This is a genomic window from Bradyrhizobium sp. 142, from assembly GCF_023074015.1.
In the GTDB taxonomy this organism is placed as follows: Bacteria; Pseudomonadota; Alphaproteobacteria; order Rhizobiales; family Xanthobacteraceae; genus Bradyrhizobium.
The window spans coordinates 1-4,009 of the sequence record NZ_JADPKQ010000460.1 but is presented as its reverse complement, the minus strand read 5'-3'; the positions used below and the strand labels follow the sequence as shown (position 1 = coordinate 4,009).

The 4,009-nt window shown below is 59.3% G+C and carries 6 protein-coding genes and 1 pseudogene; 3 read left to right on the top strand and 4 right to left on the bottom strand.

Annotated elements, in window-relative coordinates:
• The 3 genes from IVA82_RS42060 to IVA82_RS42050 form a co-directional block, all read right to left on the bottom strand.
• Positions 1-468 (bottom strand): helix-turn-helix domain-containing protein (locus tag IVA82_RS42060; RefSeq protein ID WP_247493887.1); only part of this gene is annotated, 468 nt, incomplete at its 3' end.
• Between the two features lie 259 nt (positions 469-727).
• A complete protein-coding gene (locus IVA82_RS42055) occupies positions 728-1,015 on the bottom strand; it encodes a hypothetical protein (RefSeq protein WP_247388913.1) in 288 nt (95 codons plus the stop codon).
• Complete coding sequence (locus tag IVA82_RS42050; RefSeq protein WP_247388912.1) at positions 1,012-1,473, bottom strand: hypothetical protein; 462 nt, start codon at positions 1,471-1,473, stop codon at positions 1,012-1,014. Before IVA82_RS42050 ends, IVA82_RS42055 begins: the two co-directional genes overlap by 4 nt.
• A gap of 246 nt (positions 1,474-1,719) precedes the next feature.
• Here IVA82_RS42050 and IVA82_RS42045 point away from each other — a divergent pair, with 246 nt between their 5' ends.
• The 3 genes from IVA82_RS42045 (at position 1,720) to IVA82_RS42035 (ending at position 3,074) form a co-directional block, all read left to right on the top strand.
• Positions 1,720-1,926, top strand: coding sequence for a hypothetical protein (locus tag IVA82_RS42045; protein ID WP_247388911.1), 207 nt, complete (start codon positions 1,720-1,722; stop codon positions 1,924-1,926).
• Between the two features lie 556 nt (positions 1,927-2,482).
• Entirely contained in the window at positions 2,483-2,728 is a 246-nt protein-coding gene (locus IVA82_RS42040; protein ID WP_247388910.1) for a winged helix-turn-helix domain-containing protein, read from the top strand.
• Between the two features lie 100 nt (positions 2,729-2,828).
• Positions 2,829-3,074, top strand: a complete 246-nt coding sequence (locus IVA82_RS42035; RefSeq protein ID WP_247388909.1) for a hypothetical protein — start codon at positions 2,829-2,831, stop codon at positions 3,072-3,074.
• Positions 3,075-3,666: 592 nt separating this feature from the next.
• On the opposite strand, the pseudogene IVA82_RS42030 reads toward IVA82_RS42035, so the two are convergent.
• Positions 3,667-4,009: pseudogene (locus IVA82_RS42030) on the bottom strand (transposase); the annotation flags it as partial.

Genomic DNA, 4,009 nt, shown 5'->3' with positions numbered 1-4,009 from the left:
CTTGGCCGTGAAGTGCGGGTCATTGCTCTCGCACCAGGACTTGCGAACCACAAGGTCGATGTTGTGGCTGCGCAGGAACCGCCAGACATATTGGACGTCAACATCGCCCAGCGCCTCGGCCAGCAGAGGGCCGGTCCAGCGCGCAAACCCTTGCGGGGGCGGCTTATCCAGCAGCTTCAGAATCCGCCTGTCGGTCGTCTTCGTATAAATCGGCTGCTTGCCCGGCCGCGGCTTGTCTTGCAGCCCTTCAAGGCCACGGTCGGCATAGCGATGCCGCCAAAGGCTGACAATCCGCGGCTGGACTCCGACTTCTTTGGCGATCGAGCGGGTGCTGCGCCCGTCCGCCGCCAACAGAACTATCCGCGCCCGCTTCAAATCACGCTGCAACGTCACCGGCGAGCGGCAACACGCCTCAAGCACCGTACGATCTTTCCGCGAAAGGCGGACTTCTCTTGCTTCAGGGATCATCCATATCTTGAATCACGACTCACGATCCAAGAAAAGTGGGTACTAGTCGTAAGGGGATGTTGTGGAGATGCGCGCGACCTCGCACGGCCGGTTCTGTCCTGCCCAGCGCGCGAGCGATCTCGTCGGGTCGATTTCCTGCGGCGGCCATAGCTACCAACCGCTGATGATCTTCCGGCGTCCACCTTCTCACCAACGGGTAGCGTGACTGTTCCATCGCGCCAGCGGCGGTATGCGTTCTCTTGGGATCGGCGCCAGCGCTTCATGATGCGACCTCTTCGCCCTGATAGCGCTGGTGATAATTCTTCCTGAACTCCTTCAGCATCTTCGCCAGTTGCCAAACTGCAAACGTGGCCAACTCCAGTTTATGGAAGCTGTCTTCCCTCGCCGAGCAGTGCATGATCAGGTCGGTGGCAATCTCACCCATTCGGTCGAGGTCGCCGACCTCGCCCTCCATGTCACGGAATGCCTCTGCATGGCCCAGGTCGCTATCGTCATTGAGGATGCGATCGGATGGTGCTCCGGGAAATTGGACGAGGTTGTTGCTCATGCCTGCACCGCCTTCTCGGATCCTGCGGTGGCTTCGATGATCGTCTTGAGCCACCCGTCGATCCAGCCGAACACCACGGTGCCGTCCCCGCCCTCATAGCCCTCCTCAAATTTAAACTCGATGTCGTACGGCATGTACGTGCCATCGTCGCGCATTTGCCTTCGCAGATATTGGAAGGCAATAGCGATGCCGGCGAAGGTGGTTGGGGATGTGTTGATCAGGGCGACGCTAGTCCGGTCCAGAGCGTCCCGGGCATCGACGACGGCATCATCGAGCACGTCACGCTGCCTCCGCTGCTCTGCAGTCATAGCCAGATCCTCGAATTGAGAACGGACGTCTACCTCGCCGTCCCAGATCACCCTGGCCGCCCGGTGGCGCTCGATCGCCGCGAAGACTGGATCGGACACCGCCGCGGCGGCCGGCAATGCAATGGGCAGCACGGCCAGGGCGCCGAGCATGTTGCGTCGGGAATGGGCTGTGTTCGCGGGCTTGCCGCTGTTCGATAGTGGGTTGGACGGCAATCGAATCCTGCGAGCGGCCAGCGTGCCACGAATTGGCCGGGTCAGGTACAGACGTGTTTAGGGGTGGCGTGCTATGCACGCAATCAGCTTGGGTCATGTGGAGGGCCATCCTTTTGGCTCGGGTTAGAGCCGGGGCGGAAGTGACAGCTTCCCTTCGGCTTGATTTTGTGATAACCCTAATTCATGGGCAAGTCAATTCGTGTTATCACAAAAAAGAGACGCGGCCGACCGGTTACAACCGGAAAGGGCACGTTGATCGGCGTCCGGCTCCTCGATGAACCGCTTGCAACACTCGATGACTGGATTGCCAGGCAAAAGGATGCCGAACTAACTCGCCCTGAAGCCATCCGCCGCCTGGTCGATCTGGGGCTGAAGGCGAAAACGAAATGAAGATCGACAGCACAACGAGGGTGCCATGATTTCAGTTTTGATTGGGGTTTTAATTATCGTCGTCGTCGGCGCAATCTGCTTTTGGGCGATCGACAAATTCGCCACCGACAGCCGACTAGCAAATCTGCTCAAGTTGCTCGTAGTGCTAGTTTGCCTCGGCGCAATTGTGCAACGAGTGCTGCCGCTAACATATTAGCCAATGCCCCCGGCTGGGGCTGAAAGCGAAGGCAAATGACTGACCAGCCCACCGTTTCCCGCTTCATCCTGAGAAAGGGCGCGGTGGCGGGAAAGTGGATGATCTGGGATAGACGGATTCGCGGCCCCGCGAGGTTGCAAAGCGGCTTCGCTAGCGAATTGTCGGAAGAGGATGCTAGGCAGCTGCTAGAGCAGCTAACAGGGACCAGCAGCAGTTCCGATCAGGCAGTATGAAATCCATCCCCTTTCGGGGCGCCTCGGCGCGCCCGCGGCATGGTGGATTGCGGGGATGCTGAGCGATTTGGATTCGTCAGGGCCGGCCGGAGGCGACAGCCTTCAGGGTGTCCCCGGGAGGATTGCCATGTCGACACCAGCACCTGAAACGCTCGAACGCGAGAAAGATAAGCTTTTCCTGACCGACGCCGAACTAATCCGGCGCCTCGGTGTGCCGGAAAAGATCATGCGGCCTATGCTGCCCGGCCTCGAGAGCAAGTACGGCTTTCCGCGGAAGCAGGCCTTGTTCGGGGCCAGGCGGTACTGGCCCGCTGTGAAAGCGTGGCTGGACAAGCACAATGGGCTACCGGACCCCTCGAAGCTGGGTCGGTGATCGCTGTGGCCCTGATGTCAATCAAAGAAGCGGCCGCAGCACTCAGCGTTTCACCGCAGTGGTTGAAGTATTGGCTGGTTGAATTCCGTTCTACGTGCGAATGGGAAATCGTCTGAAATTTCAGTCCCCAGATATCGAGCGCATCCTCACACACTTGCGAGACCTCGAAGCGGCGCGCATTGGGCCCAGCATCAAGGCAAAAGCGAAGCTGGCCAGTCTCATGTCGCACGTCGGCGGCTACGACCACTTGGTCTCGGTCCGAGAAGCAGCGGAGCGCAGAAAACGTGAAGGTAAATCGAAGGGCGGGCCTCGCCGGCGCGTGACGCTGCCGGACTGGCCGAAATGAAAGCGCTTGATTGCGCCCCGCGGATGCCGCTCCTGAGTCGCGGCGGGTCAAAGGCCTCGGGCTGTCTATCCACCGCCTGTGAAATAGGTGGGACAAGCGCGAAATAGGCAGACACCACGCGCTTCGCGGGTACATCCTTATTCGAAGGTACGAATCAAGGAGCATTGATACTGTGTTCAAACAGAAGATCGTTTTCGTCATAGGTGCCGGCGCAAGCCGCGAATACGACTTCCCCTTGGTTCTGAGCTAAAGAAGGCGATTGCTGAGGCCGTCCGCTTTCAGTTTGAATATGGTTCGCGACTGACAGGCGGCAGTTATGATTTGCTCGACCACATTCGCCGGCACGTCAATGGGGTGATCGAACAGACGAACGAATATACCAGAGCGGCCAACATCCTTGCTGGTGCCATTCCGGCCTTCATTTCAGTCGACGAGGCATTGCACTACGTCAGCGACACGCCTCAAGCTGTGGAGGTAGGAAAGATCGCGATAGTGGATCAAATCGGAAAAGCAGAGCGAGAAAGCTCACTTGCTTTTGATCCGAAAACAGGGCGACCAAGGCAACTACCTGACGGCTGGATTGCCGAGATGCCGGTTTGCCCTTCTTACCTTCCCGAGCATTTTTCTCGATGTCAGCCAGCTCGAAGAAGCCCCGCCGCGCATGGGCAAAGCAAAACGCCGGCGTAATTGGCAGCACCTTCCTCTGCGGGTCGAACAGCGGCTCGAAGCCGTTGTAGCAATCGGCTTGCAGGATACCGGCGAAGGCGGCCAGATGCTTCTGGGGATGCTCGCCTCGTCGGTCGCTCGAGGCGTAATAGACCGCCGCCGGCGGCGCCGGCCCGGCGAAGGGCCGGTCATCCCGCACATAAGTCCAGATCCGCCCGGTCGTGCACTTGCCCTTCGCCAGGATACGGATGGTGGTGTCATCGCCATGA